Source organism: Streptomyces sp. NBC_01707 (genome assembly GCF_041438805.1).
Classification (GTDB): Bacteria; Actinomycetota; Actinomycetes; order Streptomycetales; family Streptomycetaceae; genus Streptomyces.
Map to the genome: position 1 here is coordinate 1419968 of NZ_CP109190.1, position 21369 is coordinate 1441336.

The window sequence follows — 21369 nt, forward strand, 5'->3', positions numbered from 1 at the left end:
CTCCGATCCGCCGCTCCCGCGCTCGGGCGTCGATGTCGGCCGACCGGGCGCACTGCCGCGGACATCGCGGGCCGGGTCATAGGCCCACGATGACCAGAGCGGTGTCGTCGGTGGCGCCGCCGGGCGGGAGAAGGTCCGCCAGCAGGGCGTCGGCGAGGTTTTCGAGGTCGGCTCCATGGTGGCGGGCCAGGGAGTCGGCGAGCCGCGCGAGGCCGTTGTCGATGTCTTCGCGGCGGCGTTCGATCAGGCCGTCGGTGTACAGCACGAGGACGGCGCCCTCGGTGAAGGGCTCGATCGCCTGGGGCCGAGGGACGTGTTCGGGGCGGGCACCGAGTGGGGGGTCGGTGGCCCGGTCGAGGAACTCGACGGTTCCGTCGATGTGCACGAGGGCCGGTGGCGGATGGCCGGCGCTGCTGTAGGTGATGGTGCGGGCGTCCCAGTCGACGAACGTGTTGGCCACTGTGGTGTTCTCGGCGCCGTCGATGGAGCGGGCGTACAGCCCGAGGACTTCCAAAGCTCGGGCAGGGCCGTCGACGACGCGAAAGGCGGCGCTGAGCGCGCTGCGCAGTTGTCCCATGACACCGGCCGCGGACAGGCCTTTGCCGACCACGTCGCCGACGGCGACCGCGACACGGTCGCCGGACAGGTCGACCATGTCGTACCAGTCGCCACACACATTCAGCGCGCCGACAGCGGGTCGGTAGCGTACCGCCGCCTCGTGGCGCCCGACCGGCCGCGGAGGCGGCAGCATCGCCTCCTGCAGGCTCAGGGCGACTTCGCGGGCGCGGATGAGTTCGGTGACCTCCTCCACCCGGTGCAACAGCAGGACCACCCGGCCGTCCGGACCGAAGACGGGCGCGTTGGTCAGGTTGAAGTACCGCTCGTCGCTCACCCCGGACCTGTCGGGGTCCTCCATGTCGACGCGCTGCAGTCCGGTTTCGCGCTCACCGGATTCCGCCACCCGGCGCAAAGACGCCTGGAGGTTCGTCACGAAGGGCCCGGCGGGGTCGTTCGGGTCGGGAACGTCGTCGGAAAGGTAGTGGCCGATCAACTGCTCGCGGGTGCGGTCCCGCATGCCCAAGAACCCCTCGTTGGCGTCCACGTACAGCATCTGCGGGGTCAGCAGGGCCACCGCCCCTGGAAGGGCCCGGAACACCGCGGCGTAGTCGATCTCTGGTTCCGTCACGTCCTGCCCGCCTCGACGCCTTCGCTGGTGTGACTTTTCACGATAGGAGCGGAACCCGAGACACCGGTGTTCCTCCCACCGATGAGCTGAGCAGGTCACCCGGGCGGCCGCGGCGGTCGGCGGCCGGGGGAAGCGCCCCCGACCGCGCGCAGATCGCACCCGCCGGTGCTGACACCGCGGCGACCGCTCCGGCTGCGGCGGGCCGGGGCCGCCCGTCGAGGTCGACGACGTCGGCCACAGGAGACACCGCGCCACCGCGAGCGTGGACCGCGGCCGCCTGAACACGATCGGTTGCACACCGCTGTCCCGAGTGCTCATGGCCTGCAGCAAGATCTGCGAAGTCGGAGGAGAGTTAGTTTGGGAAGAGGGAACTGATCCATATCTCCTCGTCCGAGGACGTGCCCATGACTGCGAGGTCCGCCGGATCACGTGCGGCGCGGGGGCGGGCCGGAGGCGCCGCTGATACCGCCGGCCCGCACTATCAGTGGATCGTGCTGTCCAACACCACGCTGGGTGTTCTGATAGCCACGATCAACGCGTCGATCATGCTCATCGCGCTCCCGGACATCTTCCGTGGAATCGGGATCGATCCGCTGAAGCCAGGGAACACGAGTCTGCTGCTGTGGTTGATCACGGGGTACTTGGTGGTCACAGCGGTGCTCGTGGTCACCTTCGGCCGGATGGGCGACATGTACGGCCGGGTTCGCATGTACAACGCGGGATTCGCCGTCTTCACCGTGTTCTCGGTGCTCTTGTCGGTGACCTGGATGCATGGCACGGCGGGCGCACTGTGGCTGATCCTGATGCGCGTGGGCCAGGGTGTCGGGGGCGCCATGCTGATGGCCAACTCCAATGCGATCATCACCGACGCGTTCCCTGCCGACAGACGCGGCCTGGCGTTGGGACTGAACCAGGTGGCGGGCATCGCCGGCTCGTTCATGGGGCTGGTGCTCGGAGGGCTCCTCGCCCCGGTGGAGTGGCGCATGGTGTTCCTGCTGTCGGTGCCGATCGGGGTGTTCGGCACGTTCTGGTCGTACCGGAAACTGCACGACACGGGCATCCGGCGGCCTGCCCGGCTGGACTGGTGGGGCAATCTGACCTTCGCTGTCGGGCTGATCGCGGTGCTGGCCGGCATCACCTACGGCATCCAGCCCTACCGCGGGCACACCATGGGCTGGACCAACCCGTGGGTGCTGTCCGCCCTGATCGGCGGCGTGGTCATGCTGGTGATCTTCGGCATCGTGGAGACCCGGGTCACCGAGCCGATGTTCCGGATGAGCTTGTTCCGCATTCGCGCGTTCACCGCCGGGAACCTTGCGAGCCTGCTGTCCGGGATGGGCCGTGGCGGGCTGATGTTCGTCCTGATCATCTGGCTGCAGGGGATCTGGCTGCCTCGGCACGGCTACAGCTTCACCGAGACCCCGCTGTGGGCGGGCATCTACATGCTGCCGCTCACCGTCGGGTTCCTGGTGGCCGGGCCCATCTCCGGCTGGCTGTCCGACCGCTTCGGGGCGCGGCCGTTCGCCACCGGCGGCATGCTTGTCGCGGCGGGTAGCTTCGTGCTGCTGGCGCTGCTCCCGGTCGACTTCCATTACGCGACGTTCGCCGCGATCCTCCTGCTCAACGGAATCGGCATGGGACTGTTCGCTTCCCCGAACCGGGCCGGGATCATGAACAGCCTGCCCGCGGACCAGCGTGGGGTGGGCGGCGGCATGAGCACCACCTTCCAGAACTCTGCGCTGGTGCTGTCCATCGGGGTGTTCTTCAGCCTGATCGTCCTCGGTCTGGCCGGCACCCTGCCGCACGCCCTGTCCAGCGGCCTCGTCGCCCAGGGAGTCCCCGCCGACGACGCGGACCGGCTGTCCGCCCTGCCCCCGGTCTCGGTCGTGTTCGCCTCGTTGCTGGGCTACAACCCGGTCCAGACGCTGCTCGGCCCGAATGTGCTGGATCAGCTTCCGGCGAGCAACGCGGCCTACCTGACCGGCCGTGGCTTCTTCCCCGCCCTGATCTCCGGGCCGTTCGCCAACGGTCTGGACGCCGCGTTCATTTTCGCAATCGCGGCCTGCCTCGTCGCCGCTGTCGCCTCCTGGCTGCGCGGTGGCAAATACGTGCACACCGACAAGCCGACCACCGTCGGCACCACGGACTACTCCTGCCCGGCACTCCGGGGCCCGGAGGCGGCACATCGCGGCTCCACGACACCGGGCCCGGCAACCGTCCGCGTCGGAACCCGCGGACTCGCCTCGGACGCTGCGCACTCCGCACCGCCGTCGGCCGGCCCGGACGCCGCTCGCGCCGGTCCGCCCGGGCTGCGGGAAGACCGGCAGGACCCCACCAGGGACTCCACCCTCAAGGCATACGCGCTGATCGTCACGGCACATGGCTACCGCCCGGCCACCTACTCGATGACTGCGGGCGACAACGGCCACCCCGCCACCGCGGATACCGCCCCTCGGACGAACGGACAGATCGCGGGCGTGGTCCGCGCGGCGAGCCCGGACCGCCCACTGCCCGGGGCGGACATAAGCGCCGTCGACGCCACGGGCGAGGTGGTGGCACACACCACCACCGACCGCGACGGCAGGTTCCGGCTGACCGGCCTGCCCCACCGCCTGTACGCGCTGACCAGGGCCCCGGGCCCCACGGCACCGCCGGACGGCGACACCTTGCACCTCACCCTGGACGGCATGCGGTCGTGACCGAGCCGAAGCAAGCCCTCGATCGGATCACCGAAATCCTTGGCGTCACCGATGGGACTCGACGAGATCGATCGGGGCGCGCACGTGATCGCCGCCGAACTCACCCACCAAGTCGTCCGTGGGCTTCCGTCGACTCCGGTGACCGCGAAGCCTTCCCAGCCGTGCACACCCGAACTCACCGGCGTCGCCCCCGGATTCCCGGCGCCTGGATCCCACCGGCGATACCGGTCGGCAGGTCATGCCTGCGGTGGGAGACCGTCGTCCACGGGCACGTTCTGCGGGGTCAGCGTGATGCCGGAGTTCCGGGCCTGTTCGAGGATCAAGGTGGCGAAGTCCTCCTCGACGTGCCCCGCGCCGACGGCACCCGCGACGAGCTGCGCGGTGGCGGCGGCGAGTGGCATCGGGACCTCCAGCTCGCGGGCCACGGACAATCCCAGGTCGAGGTCCTTACGCAGCAGCGGCATGGTGAACGTCGGTGTGAAGTCCAGGTTCACCAGTGCGGGCGACTTGTAGCGGGTGTAGTCCGAGCCCAGCACGGAGTCGTTGAGGAATTCCAGGAACGCGGCGCGGCTGACACCGCCCTTTTCTGCGAGGACCGTGATCTCGGCGAGCGACTGGGTGACGACACCGAGGAAGACGTTGTGCGCAATCTTGACGAGACGGGCGGCTTCGCCCTCTCCGACGTAGGTAACCCCGCGCCCGAGCAGAGCCAGCAACGGCTCGACCCGGCCGAACACCTCGCGCGAGCCGGAGACCGCGACCGTCAGCTTGCCTCCAGCGATCACCTTCGGGTTCCCACTCACCGGGGCGGCCAGGAAGTCCGTCCCACGTGTGGCGCATGCGCTACGGATCAGCGCGGACATCCGGGTGGACACCGTCGAGCTGTCGATCAGCACCCCCGGAGCAGCATCCGGCGAGGTCAGCACCCCGCCGGGACCCGTGGTGACCGCCTCCAGGTCGGGTGAGGCGGAGACCATGGTGAAGACGACGTCCCGGTCGGACAGGTCGGCCGGCCGGTCGACGAGCGTCCCTCCCCGCTCCGCAAGAGGTTCGGCCTTGGACCGGGTTCTGTTGTAGACGGCTACGTCGTGCCCCGCGTCCAGCAGCCGGGCGGCGAGTTGGAAGCCCATGCGGCCGGCACCGACCCAGCCGATCCGAGGGCGCTCCTGGGCGACATACGTCATTCCTCCACCTCAATCCTGGGAGTCGGCATCCGCTGCATGGGCACCGCCGCCCTGCCTGACGCTGTGACGCCCGAACTCCCCCGGCAGGACATGGTGAGGTCCCCGACCGCCTGACACTGCATCGCACGGTCCTGCCTTCCTGGGTCAGAACCAGCCACCGTCGGCCTGGATGGTCCGTCCGGTGATGAACGAGGCATCGTCCGACACCAGGAACGAGACGACCGCGGCGATTTCGGCGGGGTCGGCCATCCGACCGAGTGAGCTGGCGGTGCGGACAAGGGTGTGGAAATCGGTGTCGACGTCGGGATGGACGTAGTGGGAGGCCGCGTGAGCGGACATGTCGGTGACGGTACCCCCGGGCGCGACGGCGTTGATGGTGATGCCGCGCCGACCGAGTTCGGGGCTGAGGTTGAGCGCGATGCATTCGACCGCGGCCTTACTCGACGCATAAACGGCGTGGTAGAAGACCGCCTTGTGGGCGCTCTCCGATGATGTCAGTACGATCCTCCCCCCTTCGCCCATATGCCGTGCGGCGCTCTGTACGGCGAAGAACTGGGCTCGTGCGTTGATGGCGAAAACACGGTCGAAGTCGGCGGGGGTGACGTCGTCCAGCTTGCCGAAGTACTCGATCCCGGCGTTGCTGACCAGGATGTCGAGCCCGCCGAGCGCTTCGGCGGACTCATCCACCAGGCGCCGGATCTGGTCCGGTTCGCTGACGTCCGCCTTGAGCGCGACCGCACGACGGCCGACGGCGGTGATCTCGGCGGCCAGCGCTTCGGCCGCATCGCCGCTGCTGCGGTAGTTGATCGCCACGTCCGCCCCGTCAGCGGCGAGCCTGCGCGCCACAGCCGCACCGATCCCGCGTGCGCCACCGGTGACCAGGGCCTTCCTGCCTGTCAGCCTTCCGCTCATCGGTCTTCTCCCGTCCACGGGATCCGGCGGTCATGCCGAATACGGGTTACGCGGCCTGTCCCGGAACTCACGGCAGCAGAAGGCTTCTTCACCTCGCGTGCGCGGTCGAGGACTGCGGTGATCGTCCTCGTCACGGTGCGCGTCCTCGTTCACGGGGTTGTCCGCACCACAATCGCCCCGGCCCGGGCACCGGCGCCACTCGGAGCAAAGTCCGGCCCCGGGTCGCACCCGCCGGTCCGGCACCCGTTCACAATGCCTTCGACCACCGACGATCCGCACGCGGACAACGCGAGATGCGACCCTCCGACGAGACGCTCGGTCCCCGACCACCGCGCGTGGGAGCCCTCCGCTCCTCACCTGTGCGACGGCAGTCCGGACGGGTGAATCCGGGGAAGCCGCTGAACGTCCGTCCCTGCTTCAGGTCGGCGCCGGAAGCGACGGCCGAGGTCAGGCGCCTGCTCGCGCCTGGCGGCGGCAACCGCTGTGCCGCGCTCCTTGATCCTTCTCGGTGGTAACGGCGGAGGCGGACAGGAGCGTCGCAGCGGCGAGGCTGCCCCAGAGGGCGGCCGGGCCGTGAGGTGCGAGAGTGGTGATGACCGCCGGGGAGACGGCGAGGCCGAAGCCCGTGGAGAGCTGGAAGCGGGCGAGTGCGCGTCCCAGGACATGGGCGGGGGCGAGGGCGGTGACGAGGGCGGTGGCGCTGCCGGCATAGATGATCTCGCCGATGGTGCAGACCACGGACACCGTGGCGACGGCCGGGCCGCTCCAGCCGTGTCCCAGTGAGGTGGCCGCGAGGAAGCCGAGGTAGGACGCGGCTAGTACCACGCCGGCGAGTGCCAGCACGGACCGGCGGGAGAAGCGGGACATCAGAACGGTGACTGGCACCTGCAGGGTGACCACCAGCACCGTGTTGGTCACGAAGATGGCCCCCGCCCATACCGGGGGTGCGTGCATCTGCGTCTGCAGGATCAGAGGGAGCGCGATTTCGGGGACGTTGAGGCAGAAGACGTAGACCACGTTGGCCGCCAGCAGCGCGTACATCCGAGGTGCGGGCCCGTCGGCCCTGTCCTTGGCCGCGGCAACGGCCGGATGCGCGTGCACGTGGACCGACCACGCCAAGGCCGCCGCAGTGAGGTAGGCGAGCCCGGTGACGGCCGCCAGCGCCTGTAATGCGGTGGCGCCGCCCGCCAGGCATACGGTGGCGAGGAGCGCCCCCGCGCCCAGGCCGGCGTTGCGCAGAGCGCGCCCCCCTGCGAGAGCGGCGTCGCGTTCCCGGCCGTGGGCGACCGTGGCCACGAGAGCTGCGTGGGCGGCCGGCCATGCCTGGTTGCCGATGCCGAGGAAGAGCGCCGCCGTCGCGAACGGCCAGACGTGCCCCGCCGGGGTGGCCAGCAGCACCACCACGCCCAGCACTCGCACCAGCATCGACGCTGCCACGACCGTGCTGCGTGCGCCCCGGTCCAGCCATCGGCCCACCGCAGGCATGCACACGAGACCCACGACGACGCCGACCGTCATGGCGATGCCGGTGGTCGGCGCGGACAGCCTCAGCACCGTCACCCCGTAGAGCAGCAGAAAGGGCCGCAGCAGGCCGGTGCCGAGCGCGTCCACGGCCAACGCGACGGCATAGCGGGGGCCTCCGGATGCGCGGACGAGGGCGCGCGGCTGAATCCTGGTGGTGGTTGCCATGGCGGCAACGGTGCGTTCGGCCGCCGGACCGGGCACGTCGGTTGACCGACACCGTCAATCGACGTGGTCGTCGGCCATCCGGGCAGTGATGATGAGGGGGTGACGTTGAGGATCGACATCGGCGGACTGCCGTCCGAGCGACTACGGTTCGCCGCCTCCCCGCTGGCCGAGCTGACCGCGATGCTGCATGTGCTGGCCGCACCCGGACACCATCCGCAGCTCGCCGGCTGGGCCGAAGATGTCTGGGCCGGGCTGCACCCGGAGCTGGCCGAGCGGCTCAGGGAGGCGGAGTTCCTCTGGCGTTCCTCACAAGCCGACTTCCTGATCCCCGCCCGACCTCGGCCGACCCTCGCCGCGGAGTTGGACGATGTGGACCGGATCGACGACGAATCGTATGTGACCGCCGCGCTCGTCACCACGTGCGGCAGCAACCGGGTCCACTTCGCCGCGCCGTCGCCGCTCGCCGACGCGACGGCGCGCGAGCGGGCCCTGGACCTCGCTCAGGCCCGCGGCGCGCTCCAAGAGGCCTTCGCGGAACGGCTGCTCGCCAACCCGGCCGCTGTGCGGGCACAGGTACGCCACACGCTCGAACAGTGCGCCGACGCCTTCTTCGATGCCGCCTGGAGGGGGGCCGCCGTGCAGCTCGCCACCGATCTGCGCCTGAAGAACGACTTGCTGAGGCGCGACGGCATCGGGGCGGCACTCGCATCGGTCTCCGGTGCGGTCACCCTGGCGCCGGACGGCGACTTCATCGTCGTGGACAAGCTGCAGGACAAGGCGACCTCCGCCCATGGCACCGGGGTCACCTTCATCCCCAGTGTCTTCGGCCGCCCGCACCTGGTGGCGGTTCACGCGCCCGGGTGGCAGCCGGTGGTGCAGTACCCCGTGGCCGAGCCGAGTCCTTCGGAGCCGGTACCGCTGGAAACGGTCACACTGCGGCTGGAGGCACTCGCCCATCCGGTACGGCTGCGGCTGCTGCGCACCCTGGCCCGCGGACCGCACACCACCAGTGAGCTGGCCCACGCCTGGGCACTTTCACCCCCGGAGGTTTCCCGCCACCTCGCTGTCCTGCGCCGCGCGGGCCTGCTCACGGCCCGGCGGCACGGTCGTTACGTCCGTTACACCCTCAACCTGCCCGATCTGACGGCGCTGGGGGCCGACCTGCTGGCGGCCGTACTGCGCTGAACAGCGTGGGTCCGCCCAAACGCGGACGAGCGATCTGCGGACGCCGCTGAACCGCACTACCGCCCGGCCGCCCGCTCGGTCGCCCCGCCCACCAGGGCATCGTCGACAGCTCGAGCCCACCGATCGCCCAGCGTCCGAGGGCCTGGCCGAGGAAGTCTTCACCGCACTGGCCGAGCACACCGTCGTCACCACCGGCGCGGACGGCCACGCTGCTCTCCGACACCCTCGACGCACCATCAGGACTGCTCTCGCCGCCGCGCGCTCGACGAGCCACGACCTCGGCTCCGCATCGGCGATGGAGGCGTGGACCGAACGGCGTCTCTCCAGTGGCGCGAGCGCGCATGTCCAATAAATTACCTTTTACGAAACATTTATGTGACTGGCTGTAATCCCGACGCTGGTTGGGCTGCCACACGCGCTCGCGCGTCTTGTGGGCCGGGGCCGGCTCACGGAATCCGATCGCGGCGGCACCGTACGACTTGCCGCCTGGATCCTTGCCTGAGGGGAACCATGGCTCACGAGACATCCGCGACCCCGGAGGAAGGGTGGAGCGGCGAAGGGTGCCCGGCAAGTGCGCTTGCCCGGCGGTCGTTTCTTCACGGCGCCGCCGCGGGCCTGGCCGGAGCGGCGGGCGCGGCCGTCCTGGGCAGCAGTGTGGCGAACGCCGACCCGACGGTCGAGATCAAGGCGGAACCGAAATCCCGCACGATTCCCTTTCATGGCTATCACCAGGCAGGCATCGCCACCCTGCCCCAACAGGACGCGATTTTCGTCTCGTTCGACGTGACTGCCTCCAGCCGTGCGAAGCTCACCGACCTTTTCCGCACGCTGACCTCGCGAGCCCGCTTCCTCACGGCGGGCGGCAAGCCACCGAAGGTGGCGCGGACCGCGGCACCTTCGGACAACGGCATCATGGGACCCACGTTCGTGGCGGACGGTCTCACCCTCACGGTCGGAGTGGGCGCGTCCCTCTTCGACAGCCGCTACGGATTGAGCAAACGCAAGCCGGTCCAGCTCACTACGATGAAGCCCTTCCGCCATGACAGCCTGGACCCCGCACTGAGCCAGGGCGACCTGCTGATCCAGATCTGCGCCGATCACCGTGACACGACCGTGCACGCATTGCTCGACATCCTGACCCACACCAAGTCAGCGATGAAGCTGCGCTGGCGCATCGACGGCCAGCGTAATCCGGAACGTCCCGTCGGTGTGCGGCGCGACTGGTTCGGTTTCAAGGACGGAATCTCGAACCCGACGCTCTCCGACGAGGCCCAGATGAATCAGGTGGTCTGGGTCCAGCCGAAGAGCGCCGAACCGGCCTGGGCCGCGGGCGGCACGTACCACGTGGTGCGTATCGTGCACTTCTTCATCGAGGCGTGGCAGAAGGTGCCCGTTGCCCAACAGGAGCGGATCTTCGGCCGCCGAAAGGCGAGCGGCGCTCCCATGTACGCCGCGGACGAGGACGCCACGGATCTCCTCGACCCCATCTACACCAATGACCCGCAGGGCCTGATCACTCCGCTGAACTCTCACATCCGCCTCGCCAATCCCCAGACTCCGCAGACCGCGGCGACCAGCACGATTCTGCGTCGGAGCTACGACTACGACCGGAGCCCCAACCCGCCGGAACTCGACATGGGGCATGCATTCGTCTGCTTCCAGCGAAAGCTGAACACCTACACCACCATGCAGACCCGGCTGGAAGGCGAAGCACTGGTGCCGTTCATCAGCCCAAGGGGCGGGGGTTACTTCTTCGCGCTTCCCGGTGTCCGGGACGAGAAGGACTACTACGCCCGTGGGCTCCTGGCCTGATCCTGTCACCGGGCGGAGTCGGCGAGAAGCCGCCTCGTCCGGCCCCGGTCCGAACCATCGCAACGCGCACAGGAGGCGAGATGTTCTCTGCCCTGCGGACCCGAGTCGGCAGCGTCCGCCGGCAACCCGGCAGGATGCTCCGACCGGTACTCGCGGCGGGCCTCGGGATCCTGTTGATCTCCTGCACGCCCACCGCCCCCGTGCACAGGACCTACCCTCGGCTGGCAGCGCCCACTCACGGCGGCGGTGCCAGTGGCATCGTGTACGTCACGAATCAACAGGACAACACGCTCTCGGTGATCGACGCCGCTACCTACAAGGTCGTCGCAACCGTGCCGGCCGGCGTGGCGCCCGAAGGCCTGGCCGTCACCAAGGACGGCAGACGCGTGTACATCGCCAACAGCGGCTCGGCACGGGTCTCGGTCCTGGACACCGCGAACAACAAGATCGTCAAAACCGTGAAGGTCGGGAAGAGCCCCACCGGTGTCGGGCTCAGACCCGACGGCAAGTCCCTGTATGTCACCAACGGCGGTTCGAACACCGTCTCGGTGATCGACACCCGGACCAACCGGGTGACCGCGACCATCCCGGTCGGCAAGTCTCCGGTGAGCGTGGCGTTCAGTCCTGACGGCGGTACGGCCTACGTGGCGAATTCCGGGTCCGGCAACCTGTCCGTCATCGACACCGGTAAGCGCCGGGTCACCCGGAAACTTGCCGCTGGGCACGCCCCGGTGGGCGTCGCCATCACCCCGGACGGCAAGTCGGCGTACGTCGCCGACGAGTTGGCGGCGCGCGTCCTCGTCGTCGGAACCCGTTCCGGCAAGGCGACCGCCGTGCCCGTCGGGGAGGGCCCTTTCGACACGGCCATCGGGCCCGCCGGCCGCTTCGCCTACTCGGCCGTTCTCGGCCCGGGCAACGTATCCGTGATCGACATCGGCAACCACAGCGTCGTGGGAACCATTTCGCTGGGCCCACCCGGCACCGATCCGTTCAACCTGGAGGTCACCAACGACGCCATCTACGTCACGAACCAGGGAGCGGGCACTCTCACGGTCATCGACCCGCATGCCCACAAGGTCGTCGCGACCGTCTCCCTCGGCGCCGGTCCCTACGGCGTGGCGGTGAGCTGAGCCCGCGGCACACCGATCTCGGTACCGGGCACGCCGCACAGTAGGCAGCCATTCGGATCATCTGCGGGGCCGTCCGGTCCCGGGCCTCCCCGCTTGTTGGACGCAATTCCTTGTCAGCCACTCATCGACCGGAACGGACCACTTACATGACCACCGGCGCAGCTCACTCCGCGTGCGGCAGGTGGAGGTGGTGGGAGGCGGTGCGTTCGATGACGAGGAGGGCGGCGTCGTCGGTCGGCTGCTCGCCGACGTGGGCGAGCAGGTCGTCGTGGATGTGACGCAGCAGGGCATCGGGGCTGGTGGCAGAAAAGGAGGCGACGCGTTCTTCGAGCGGGTAGAAGGCTCCGGTCGGTGACCGCGCTTCGATGACGCCGTCGGTGTAGAGCAGAAGGATGTCGCCGGTCTCGAACGGGAACGGGTCGGCGAGGTGGCTCGCGCCGGGTAGTCCGCACATGCCCAGCGGGGGTGCGGGGCGACGCGAGTGCAGGGCCGTCACCTGGCGATCGTGCACCAGCAGCGGCGGAGGATGGCCGCAGTTGATCATCTGGGCCTGTGAGCCGTGGTCGGGAATGTCGAGCACGAGGGAGGTGATGAAGTGCTCGCCGGGGTCGTGCTCGGTATCCGCCACATCCTCCAGGTTCCGGCAGAAGCTCTCCTCGAGTGCCGCCGTGAGCTCGGGCAGCGTGCCGTAGCGGTGAGCACCCTCACGGAACGCGCCCAGCACCAGCGATGCCTCACCGATGGCGGCCATGCCTTTGCCACGGACGTCACCGATGATCACCCGCGTGCCTGGATGGGCCGCGCGGGCGATCGCAAACAGGTCGCCGCCGATCTGGGTCTCGTCCTCGGCGGCCAGATACAGCCAGGACACACGAAGCGGCCCGATCCGTCGAGGCGGAGGCCGCAGCAGAACTCGCTGTGCTGTCTCCGCGACCGATCGTGCCCTGCTCAACTGACGACCACGCCGCTCCCGCACGTAGCAGACGAAAACCACCAAAGCGGAAAGCACGATCAGGGCGGTGATCTGCGCGATGTGGTTGGACGTGCCCAGCCCGCCATGGAGAACAGCGATGAATACCTGAGCGGCCACAGCCAGAACGCCGATTGCCGCAGTCAGCCATGGTCCGGCGAAAGAGGCGGTGAGCGCGGGCGCGATGACCAGCAGCGGGCCCAGGTGGACATCGACCGGAGAGTGGATGTCCACCACAGTGATCACAATGATCAACGCGAGCGGGATCGCCACCAGTCCGCGACCCGACGGCTGCTGAAGGAGGCGGTCCATCGATGCGCGCTGGACACCCATACACCTCATTGTGTCCCTGTCCCGAGGCGGCGCATGCGCCCGGCATGTCAGCCGCGGATCAGGCCGGGTCGCGTCCGCACCACTGCGTCGCCGTCCCGCCTCCCCCGTGTCGGGCGGCGCGCCACCCCCCAGCCGCGGCACCCCGCCATCGCGCTTCCCGATGCGGTTTCGAAGGGGCGCGAGCGAGAGAACCCCACCATTCCCCCGCGTAGAAAATCTGTCGTGGCGGAAGTAGACATGCGTGCTTGTCGGAGTTAGCGTCTTTGTTGTAGCCAAGAAGTCGGCAAGGCGCGGCAGAGACGAACTGCCGCGCATGCAGGACAGAAGGAGGCTGGGGCACGGCAGTGGAGTGGCGGGGCCGGAAGTAACCAGGGGTCCCCTCGCTGACTACCGGGCCGGGCGGCCCAGCGGGGCCGTCAGCGGTACACAAACCGCAATTGGCAAGCAAAAGGATCAGAAGGACGAGAAGGAGGCAGACGCCATCAGGATCGCCCGGGCGAGGACGTAGACAGCCCGGGTACCGCAGTCCCGGAACGGAAGGTGGTCCCACGGTCACGTATCCGCGATCCCCGCGCTCGCGCCCATTCCCCGGGCGCCGGTGCGGAAACGACAAGCCGGCACCGCATTAGGCCGGCAGATGGTGTTCAAATCCCTCGGGGCCCTGGTGCCGTACGGCACCAGGGCCCCCTGACGCGTTCCCCGACCAGAGGTGCAAATGACCGCAGAAGATCCGCTCGGCCGTCTCGACGACGACGACTACCCCGCCTACACCATGGGCCGGGCCGCCGAAATACTCGGTACGACCCCCGCGTTCCTGCGGGCCATCGGCGAAGCTCGCCTCATCACTCCCCTGCGCTCCGAAGGCGGCCACCGCCGCTACTCCCGCTATCAGTTGAAGATCGCCGCCCGCGCCCGTGAACTCGTCGACCAGGGCACCCCGGTTGAGGCGGCCTGCCGCATCATCATCCTCGAAGACCAGCTCGACGAAGCCCAGCGCATCAACGAAGAACTGCGCCGACCCGCCACCCGGTCCCGCTCCAAGTCCGAGGCCTGACCCACCGATCATGGAAACCGGCAGCCGGTGCCGCCTCTGACGTTCGCCCGGCTGCTGACGGAATCGCGGCCTCTCAGGCCGTCCGCCGCCGGCGCGCGGACAGGGCTCCGGCGATGACATCGCCGGAGCCCTTCAGCAGACTGTGAAACACCGTGGCCGAGCTGGAACATGGTGTCCAGGACCTCGACCGAACGGACCGGACCTCCCGTCAGCCCGTCCGCACGATCACCGAGTGACCCGGCCTGGGTCGAGGTGCCGGCGTCGCACTACGTGCCCGATCCCCACGTCCGAGGTCGCCTGGCGTGTCGGGCTGGATGACATCGGCACGAGGGGGGAATCGTCAGTTCCCTGATGCCGGAATCCCGGCATCGACGAGACGAGTGATCACTGCACCCCGTGGGGCCGGAACTGGATGCTGATACGCCCGCCCGCGGCCCGCGTGGTCTTGGGGATGGCATGCTCCCAGGTCCGCTGGCAGGAGCCGCCCATCACGATCAGGTCGCCGTGTCCGAGCGGCCGCCGGACGACATCACCGCCGCGGCACGGGCGCAGCAGCAGGTCACGGGGCGCTCCCACGGAGAGGATGGCGACCATCGTGTCCTCGCGGGCCCCCCTGCCGATCCGGTCGCCGTGCCAGGCCACGCTGTCGCGCCCGTCGCGGTAGTGGCACAGGCCGGCCGTCGTGAAGGGTTCGCCGAGTTCGACGGCGTAGTGCGTGGAGAGTGTCTGCCGCGCCTCGTCGAGGACGGGGTGCGGCAGCGGTTCGCCGGCGCGGTAGAAGGCGAGCAGACGCGGGACGTCCACGACCCGCTCGTACATCTGCCGTCGCTCGGCCTTCCAGGGAACGTCCGTGGCCAGCTGTTCGAACAGGGCGTCGGCCCCGCTCAGCCAGCTCGGGAGGAGGTCGATCCAGGCTCCGTCACCGAGTTCGGTTCTGCGGAGCCCGTCCAGTGGGCGTAGGCGCACGTCGTCGCTCTGATCGAACAGGGATCCCTGGAGCTGGTGCGATGCCATGTCTGCAGCATACCTCGCGTTCGAACACGTGCGCTATTAGGAAGCTCGGTGCGCCCCGGACGGATGCACTGCGGTGCGGGCCTCGGCAGGCCGAGCAACCCTCTCCCACGGAGGTCGGCCATCCCCAAGCACCGGGAGCAGCAGATCGAGACTCGGCGGGCACCCCTGCGGCCCACCGCCCCTTGGGCCGACCGACTGACACACATCTCTCATATCGTCTAAATTGGGGCAAGTGGGGTTGCGGCGATCTGAGGTGACGCCGGACCTGCGGGACCGCGTCCAACACGGCTACACGTGCACTGAGACAGCGTGGCCCGGTCGGGCCGGGCCACGGGGACGGATACTCATGACCGACGGACAGAAGGGTCCCGAGGACCACGGTCCGGACCCCCTCGGAGAATTCCTCTCGCACTTTCTCGGCAGCGGACAGGGGGGCGAGCCGCCCGACTCGCGGCGCATCGACTTCAGCAGGCTGTTGAGCGGCCCCGCACGGCAACTCGTCACCACCGCCGCGTCCTATGCCGCCCAGCACGGAAGCACCGACCTCGACACCGAGCACCTCTTGCGGGCCGCGCTCTCAGCCGAGCCGACGCGCCGCATGGTCTCGCGGGCGGGCGCCGATCCCGACGCGCTCGCCGCAGAGATCGACCGGCAGGCCGGGGACGGGCCGCCCCGCAACTTCATCGCCGTCACGCCGGCGGTCAAGCGCGCTCTCCTCGACGCCCATGAGATCGCGCGCTCCACCGGTGCCTCCTACATCGGCCCGGAACACGTACTGGTGGCACTCGCCGCCAACCGCGACTCCGCAGCGGGACAGATGCTCAACGCCGCGCACTTCTCGCCGCCCACCGGCGCCCGGGACGGCCTCGCACCCGTACCCGGCGGCACCGGCCAACGACACGGCCCGGCCGAGCGGAACACCCCGAACCTGGACAAGTTCGGCCGCGACCTCACCGACCTCGCCAGGGAAGGCCGCATCGACCCGGTCATCGGCCGTGACGAGGAGATCGAGCAGACCATTGAGGTCCTCGCACGCCGGAGCAAGAACAATCCCGTCATGATCGGCGAGGCCGGAGTGGGCAAGACCGCCATCGTCGAGGGACTGGCCCAGCGCATCGCGGACGGCGACGTGCCGGACATCCTGCTGGGTCGGCGTGTCGTCCAGCTCGACCTCTCAGGTGTCGTTGCCGGTACCCGTTTCCGTGGCGACTTCGAGGAACGGCTCACCGGTCTCATCGACGAGATCCGCGCCCACTCGGGTGAGCTGATCATCTTCATCGACGAACTGCATACCGTCGTCGGGGCGGGCGGCGGCTCCGAGGGCGGCCCGATGGACGCGAGCAACATGCTCAAGCCCGCCCTGGCCCGCGGTGAACTCCATGTCGTGGGGGCCAGCACGCTGGAGGAGTACCGCCGCTACATCGAGAAGGACGCCGCGCTCGCCCGCCGGTTCCAGCCGGTTCTGATCCCCGAGCCCAACCTGGCGGACGCCGTCGAGATCCTGCGGGGTCTCCAGGACCGTTACGAAGCCCATCACCAGGTCCGGTACACCGACGAGGCCCTGCTCGCCGCCGTCGAGCTGTCCGACCGCTACCTCACCGACCGCTACCTGCCCGACAAAGCGATCGACCTCATGGACCAGGCCGGCGCACGGGTCCGGCTGCGCTCCTCCACGCGCGGCACCAACATCCGCGCCCTGGAACGCGAAGTGGAGCAACTGACGCGGGACAAGGACCAGGCCGTCGCCGCCGAGCAGTACGAGCGGGCGTCCGAGTTGCGCGACCGGCTCTCCGACCTCGAGCAGCGGATCGCCGAGGGAAACCACGAACAGCAACCCCGCAGTCATGTCACCGAGGTCACCATCGAAGACATCGCCGACATCGTGTCCCGCCAGACCGGAATTCCCGTCAGCAGCCTCACCCAGGAGGAACGGGACCGGCTGCTGGGACTGGAAGAACATCTGCACAAGCGCGTCATCGGCCAGGACGAAGCGGTGACCGCCGTCGCCGACGCCGTCCTGCGCTCGCGGGCCGGCCTGGCCGACCCCAGCCGCCCCATCGGGAGCTTCCTCTTCCTCGGCCCCACCGGCGTCGGCAAGACCGAACTCGCCCGCGCGCTCGCGGAGGCACTCTTCGGGAGCGAGGACCGGATGATCCGTCTCGACATGAGCGAGTACCAGGAACGGCACACCGTCAGCCGACTGGTCGGCGCTCCCCCCGGCTACGTCGGCTTCGAGGAGGCCGGACAGTTCACCGAAGCGGTGCGAAGGAACCCCTACTCGCTGCTGCTCCTGGACGAGATCGAGAAGGCGCACCCCGACGTCTTCAACATCCTGCTGCAGGTACTCGACGACGGGCGTCTCACCGACTCCCAGGGCCGCACGATCGATTTCAAGAACACCGTCATCGTCATGACCAGCAACCTCGGTTCGCAGGCCATCACCGGTCGTGGTGGCGCGATGGGCTTCGGTGCCGGCGACACGGAGGCCGACGAACAGGCCCGCCGTGAGCGGGTGCTGCGCCCGCTGCGCGAGCACTTCCGGCCGGAGTTCCTCAACCGCATCGACGAGATCGTGATCTTCCGCCAACTCGCCGACCAGCAGCTTCGGCAGATCACCAACATGCTGCTGGACGACTCCAGACGCCGGCTGCGCGCCCAGGACGTCACCGTCGATGTCACCTTGGCTGCTGTCGAATGGCTCGCCCAACGCGGCTACCAACCGGAGTACGGCGCCCGCCCGTTGCGCCGTACGATCCAGCGCGAGGTCGACAATCGGCTCTCCCGCATGCTGCTCGACGGCAGCCTGCAGCCCCACAGCCGCCTCAGGATCGACGTCGCCGACGGCGAACTGACGGTCCGCAGAGAGGAAGAGTCGGAGCACCCTGCGGGCTGACCCCGCGCAACGGACCGGACAGCTGGCCCTGCCCGCCACCTCGCGACACGCGAGCCGTCGGTACGCGCTGCCCAGCGCGCCGACACGCTATTTGACGATCTCGAGCACCGCCATCATGCCGGCGTCCTCGTGATTGAGGATGTGGCAGTGGTAGACGGTCCTGCCGGTGTAGTTCGTGAAATGGATCCGGATGACAAGCCGCCCCTTGGCGGGCACACTCGCCGTGTCCTGCAATCCGTGACCATGGTGCGGACGCCCGTTGATGCTCATCAACTGGAAGTCGTCGACGTGCACATGGAACGAGTGTTCCTCCTCGCTGTCGTTGCGTACGGTCCACTCCTCGACCGTGTTCAGCTTGGACCGGATGTCCACCCGATTCGGGTCGAACTGCTTGCCGTTGATGTAGAACTCGGTGCCCTCCTTGTTCTCGGAGAACACAAGGGTGCGTCGGGCGGCGATCGCCGCGTGGCTCAGGTCGTCGGTCGGTGCGAAGGGCGACGTGGGCAGGGCCGCCGAGTGCACGGCAGGCCCTTCGGTCACCAGGGTCGCCAAGGTGGCCTGCGGGAACTTGTTGCCGGCCGGCCCTGTGTCGTAGGCGAGCGTCTGCAGCTGGGTGCGGCCGGCCGGACCGCCTTGTACGAGCACGTCGAAGCGGGTGCCCGCCGCGAGGAGCAGCGAGTCGACCGTCCAGATCCGGTCAACGGGGTTGGCGTCGTGGGCGATCACACGGAACCGCTGACCTTGCAGCCGGAGCTTGTAGTAGATGTTGGCGCTGATGTTGGCCAGCCGCCACAGCTGGGTCTCGCCCGGCCGGATGCGGATGGTCGGGTTCAGCTGGCCGTTGACCGTGCGGTTTGTGGGTGCGCCGATGTGCAGGCCCTTGGTCCTGACCGCATCGCCCGCGACCTGGAAGTCCTTGAGCCCGATCACGTGCTCGGTGATGTGGCGCAGGCCCGTCGGCAGGTACTGCTGCAGTCCGTCGACGATGAGGACGCCCGACATGCCCCCGGCGACCTGCGGGGCGGACATCGTGTGCGCATGTGAGTGGTACCAGTAGGTGCCGGGGGCGAGGCTCTTCGGGAACCGGTAGGCGTAGTGGAACGTCTTGCCGGGACGGATGTGGATGAAGACGTTGTCGGAGTTTCCGCTCGGCGACACATGAAGTCCGTGAACATGCAGATTGGTGAACTCGTCCAGCGAGTTCTTCATCGCCAGGTCCAGCCTATCCCCCGGCCGGATCCGCAGCGTGGGAGGCATGTAACTGCCGTTGTAGGTGAGGGCCCACAGCTTGCGACCGCCCACCTCCACCTTTCGCCTCTCCACGACGAGTTCCGCCCGTAGGACCCCGTTGCGGCTCACCATCTGCGCCGGCTCCTCCAGCGGGGCGCCCTGCGCAACCGCCGGCGACTGCGCGGGGACGGGCACTGACTCGGTCCGCGCCGGTTCACGGTCCGGTGACCGCTCGCCGGCACAGCCACCGACCAGAAGGGCGACGGCGGCGACGACGGCAGCGGCGAGTTCGGGCAACTTCGATCGGGACCCCATCACAGCTCCACTCCTGGGACGACTGCATCGCACGTGGCTCGCTACCAGGGAGCACGCGGTCCAAGCCGTTCGCGACCCCGGTGGACCGTTCGCGCGACACAACCACCCGGGGCGCGCTGTTCGGGCCGCGGGTGTGCCGAGGAGATCGGCCGAGGTGAACCGGAGGCTACCGGAGCGCGGCCGGATATCCGGCCAGGTTCCGCACCGGCTCGTCCTGATCGATGATGACCTACCGGGCCGCCGTCCTCGGTGCGGCACCGGCTGTCCCAGGAAAGGGGTCCCCTATGCGGGAAACGACGCCAGACCAGTCCCCGCCGGACGATCGCTCCGGCCACGGCCCGGTCGAAGAAGCCGATGTGATCGTGGTGGGCGCGGGCCCTGCGGGCTCGTCCGCAGCCTTCCACCTCGCCAAGGCGGGCATCGATGTCCTGCTCCTGGAGAAGGCCCACTTTCCCCGGGAAAAGGTGTGCGGGGACGGCCTGACCCCACGGGCGGTGTATCAGCTCATCCGGATGGGCATCGACATCAAGGCTCCGGGGTGGACGCGTTCACGCGGAATGCGATGGGTGGCCGGTGAGCATCAGGTGCACATCGACTGGCCCGCTCTGGGGCGCTACCCGGACTTCGGCCTCTCGCGCAGTCGGCATGACTTCGACGACATCCTCGCCCGCCACGCCGTGGGAGCCGGAGCACGGTTGCGCAGCGGCGTGAAGGTGACCCGGCCCGTGACCGACCGCGCCGGCCGCATCACCGGCGTCACCGCCACGGCCGGAGCGAAGGAGCCGGTGGTCTTCCGAGCACCGATCGTCATCGCCGCCGACGGCGCCTCCGCCCGCCTCGCCCTCGCCATGGGACTCCAGCGGGACAAGAGCAAGCAGATCGCGACAGCCGCTCGCCGCTACTACCGCAGCCCGGAACGGTCGCATGAGGAGTACCTGGAGTTGTGGGCCGATCTCCGCTTCCCGGGGAGCAATCACTACCTGCCGGGGTACGGCTGGATCTTTCCCATGGGAGACGGACGCGTCAACGTCGGCCTCGGTGCGCTGCCTCACCGGCGGCACGGCACCGCGGACCTGCGGAACACTTTGGACCAGTGGCTGGCCCGCACCCCTCACACCTGGGGACTGCGTGAGGAGAACGCCGAGGGTCCTGTCCGGAGTGCGGCGCTGCCCCTGGGTTTCAACCGTCATCCCCTCTACACCCAAGGACTCCTCCTGGTCGGCGACTCCGGAGGCATGATCAGCCCCTGGAACGGGGAGGGCATCGGCCAGGCCATGGAAGCCGGCGAAGTGGCAGCCGAGAGCGCCGCGCTCGCCCTCGCCCTTCCCCCGGGCCCCGGACGGGAGCGGGTGCTGCACGGCTACCCTGTCGAGATGAACCGCCGCTGGGGACGCTACTACCGTCTCGGCAACGCGGCCGCCGACATCGTCTTCAGCCGTTCGGGCTTCCAACCGATCCTCAACCGGTACGTCATGGGATCGCCATTTCTGCTCAACACCCTGGCCCGGATGCTCACCAACCTCACCGACAAGCCTTCGCACGACGTGATCGACCATGTACTCAACACTGTCGTCCGTCTGGTCCCGGCACCGAATGTGCGCAGACGCTGACCGACCCGTCGCGGGTGGCCCCTGCCGATGGGCATTCGGGCCAGTTCGTGAAGGCTCAGGCCGCGAACTGGGCAGGCCTGGATCGAGCGAGAGGGTGGGTGAGGCGCCCGGAGCGGATCTCCGAGCGCCCTACCCCGCGGTGGACCGCCGCGT

The 21369-nt window shown here is 69.0% G+C and carries 14 protein-coding genes; 7 read left to right on the plus strand and 7 right to left on the minus strand.

The features are described from left to right. Window positions 1-76: 76 nt before the first annotated feature. Window positions 77-1186 carry a PP2C family protein-serine/threonine phosphatase gene (locus tag OG963_RS06635; RefSeq protein ID WP_371798644.1) on the minus strand — a complete coding sequence of 370 codons (1110 nt, stop codon included), beginning with the start codon at window positions 1184-1186 and terminating at the stop codon, window positions 77-79. A 404-nt stretch (window positions 1187-1590) separates the two neighbouring features. Between OG963_RS06635 and OG963_RS06640 the strand changes: the two genes are divergently transcribed. Then, the gene (locus tag OG963_RS06640) at window positions 1591-3885 is read left to right on the plus strand and encodes an MFS transporter (RefSeq protein ID WP_371798645.1); all 2295 of its coding nucleotides are present in this window, start codon (window positions 1591-1593) and stop codon (window positions 3883-3885) included. Between the two features lie 236 nt (window positions 3886-4121). Here OG963_RS06640 and OG963_RS06645 read toward each other — a convergent pair whose 3' ends face one another. The 3 genes from OG963_RS06645 to OG963_RS06655 all read right to left on the minus strand — a co-directional run bounded on the left by OG963_RS06645 (window position 4122) and on the right by OG963_RS06655 (window position 7670). Then, window positions 4122-5069 carry an NAD(P)-dependent oxidoreductase gene (locus tag OG963_RS06645; protein ID WP_319326147.1) on the minus strand — a complete coding sequence of 316 codons (948 nt, stop codon included), beginning with the start codon at window positions 5067-5069 and terminating at the stop codon, window positions 4122-4124. A gap of 144 nt (window positions 5070-5213) precedes the next feature. Next, complete coding sequence (locus OG963_RS06650; RefSeq protein WP_319326149.1) at window positions 5214-5981, minus strand: SDR family oxidoreductase; 768 nt, start codon at window positions 5979-5981, stop codon at window positions 5214-5216. 447 nt (window positions 5982-6428) lie between these two features. Further along, a complete protein-coding gene (locus OG963_RS06655; protein WP_093772115.1) occupies window positions 6429-7670 on the minus strand; it encodes an MFS transporter in 1242 nt (413 codons plus the stop codon). Window positions 7671-7769: 99 nt separating this feature from the next. Here OG963_RS06655 and OG963_RS06660 point away from each other — a divergent pair, with 99 nt between their 5' ends. From OG963_RS06660 to OG963_RS06670, 3 genes are all read left to right on the plus strand, one after another. After that, a complete protein-coding gene (locus OG963_RS06660; RefSeq protein ID WP_093770456.1) occupies window positions 7770-8855 on the plus strand; it encodes a helix-turn-helix domain-containing protein in 1086 nt (361 codons plus the stop codon). A 510-nt stretch (window positions 8856-9365) separates the two neighbouring features. Beyond that, complete coding sequence (locus OG963_RS06665) at window positions 9366-10667, plus strand: Dyp-type peroxidase (RefSeq protein WP_037822643.1); 1302 nt, start codon at window positions 9366-9368, stop codon at window positions 10665-10667. Window positions 10668-10927: 260 nt separating this feature from the next. Beyond that, the gene (locus OG963_RS06670) at window positions 10928-11797 is read left to right on the plus strand and encodes a cytochrome D1 domain-containing protein (RefSeq protein WP_176902031.1); all 870 of its coding nucleotides are present in this window, start codon (window positions 10928-10930) and stop codon (window positions 11795-11797) included. A 163-nt stretch (window positions 11798-11960) separates the two neighbouring features. Here OG963_RS06670 and OG963_RS06675 read toward each other — a convergent pair whose 3' ends face one another. Beyond that, window positions 11961-13100: a PP2C family protein-serine/threonine phosphatase gene (locus tag OG963_RS06675; RefSeq protein WP_093770452.1), complete on the minus strand. Its 1140-nt coding sequence runs from the start codon at window positions 13098-13100 to the stop codon at window positions 11961-11963. A 715-nt stretch (window positions 13101-13815) separates the two neighbouring features. Here OG963_RS06675 and OG963_RS06680 point away from each other — a divergent pair. Continuing rightward, on the plus strand, window positions 13816-14154 hold the full coding sequence (locus tag OG963_RS06680) for a MerR family transcriptional regulator (RefSeq protein ID WP_093770450.1): 339 nt from the start codon (window positions 13816-13818) through the stop codon (window positions 14152-14154). A 384-nt stretch (window positions 14155-14538) separates the two neighbouring features. Here the strand turns inward: OG963_RS06680 and OG963_RS06685 are convergent, their stop codons facing one another. After that, window positions 14539-15168, minus strand: a complete 630-nt coding sequence (locus tag OG963_RS06685) for an alpha-ketoglutarate-dependent dioxygenase AlkB (protein WP_093770448.1) — start codon at window positions 15166-15168, stop codon at window positions 14539-14541. Window positions 15169-15514: 346 nt separating this feature from the next. Between OG963_RS06685 and OG963_RS06690 the strand changes: the two genes are divergently transcribed. Continuing rightward, window positions 15515-18061 carry an ATP-dependent Clp protease ATP-binding subunit gene (locus tag OG963_RS06690; protein WP_093770445.1) on the plus strand — a complete coding sequence of 849 codons (2547 nt, stop codon included), beginning with the start codon at window positions 15515-15517 and terminating at the stop codon, window positions 18059-18061. Between the two features lie 87 nt (window positions 18062-18148). On the opposite strand, the gene OG963_RS06695 is transcribed toward OG963_RS06690, so the two are convergent. Beyond that, the gene (locus OG963_RS06695) at window positions 18149-19606 is read right to left on the minus strand and encodes a multicopper oxidase family protein (RefSeq protein WP_319738304.1); all 1458 of its coding nucleotides are present in this window, start codon (window positions 19604-19606) and stop codon (window positions 18149-18151) included. A gap of 284 nt (window positions 19607-19890) precedes the next feature. Here OG963_RS06695 and OG963_RS06700 point away from each other — a divergent pair, with 284 nt between their 5' ends. After that, window positions 19891-21216, plus strand: coding sequence for a geranylgeranyl reductase family protein (locus OG963_RS06700; protein WP_093929110.1), 1326 nt, complete (start codon window positions 19891-19893; stop codon window positions 21214-21216). Window positions 21217-21369: the final 153 nt, after the last annotated feature.

Coding starts and splice junctions, on each gene's coding strand:
- OG963_RS06640 (WP_371798645.1), top strand. CDS start 1,591: ATGACTGCGAGGTCCGCCGGATCACGTGCGGCGCGGGGGCGGGCCGGA.
- OG963_RS06645 (WP_319326147.1), bottom strand. CDS start 5,069: ATGACGTATGTCGCCCAGGAGCGCCCTCGGATCGGCTGGGTCGGTGCC.
- OG963_RS06650 (WP_319326149.1), bottom strand. CDS start 5,981: ATGAGCGGAAGGCTGACAGGCAGGAAGGCCCTGGTCACCGGTGGCGCA.
- OG963_RS06655 (WP_093772115.1), bottom strand. CDS start 7,670: ATGGCAACCACCACCAGGATTCAGCCGCGCGCCCTCGTCCGCGCATCC.
- OG963_RS06665 (WP_037822643.1), top strand. CDS start 9,366: ATGGCTCACGAGACATCCGCGACCCCGGAGGAAGGGTGGAGCGGCGAA.
- OG963_RS06675 (WP_093770452.1), bottom strand. CDS start 13,100: ATGGGTGTCCAGCGCGCATCGATGGACCGCCTCCTTCAGCAGCCGTCG.
- OG963_RS06680 (WP_093770450.1), top strand. CDS start 13,816: ATGACCGCAGAAGATCCGCTCGGCCGTCTCGACGACGACGACTACCCC.
- OG963_RS06685 (WP_093770448.1), bottom strand. CDS start 15,168: ATGGCATCGCACCAGCTCCAGGGATCCCTGTTCGATCAGAGCGACGAC.
- OG963_RS06690 (WP_093770445.1), top strand. CDS start 15,515: ATGACCGACGGACAGAAGGGTCCCGAGGACCACGGTCCGGACCCCCTC.
- OG963_RS06695 (WP_319738304.1), bottom strand. CDS start 19,606: ATGGGGTCCCGATCGAAGTTGCCCGAACTCGCCGCTGCCGTCGTCGCC.
- OG963_RS06700 (WP_093929110.1), top strand. CDS start 19,891: ATGCGGGAAACGACGCCAGACCAGTCCCCGCCGGACGATCGCTCCGGC.